Genomic DNA, 223 nt, shown 5'->3' on the forward strand with positions numbered 1-223 from the left:
TTGGGGGGTCGGGCCTCGCCCTATCCTCCGCTGTGGCGCAATCTCCCCAGGAGGTGATCGAACAGGCCCGTCAGGCGGCCTCGACGAACGACAATCGCGAGGCGGCCCGCCTGTTCGAACAGGCCATTGCCTCGGCGCCGGAGCGCCGGGGCGAGCTCCTGCTCGAATATGCGGACCAGGTCTCCTATTCGGGCCGGCCCGCGGATGCCGTTCCCCTCTATCG

Annotated in this window: 1 protein-coding gene; it reads left to right on the forward strand. The window is 69.1% G+C overall.

What is annotated here, in order from left to right; genetic code table 11:
• A partial coding sequence (locus E4K09_RS28740; protein WP_166802132.1) for a hypothetical protein occupies positions 1 to 223 on the forward strand: 223 nt, incomplete at both ends.

The sequence above is a fragment of the Microvirga pakistanensis genome, from assembly GCF_004458765.1.
GTDB classification, from domain to species: Bacteria; Pseudomonadota; Alphaproteobacteria; order Rhizobiales; family Beijerinckiaceae; genus Microvirga; species Microvirga pakistanensis.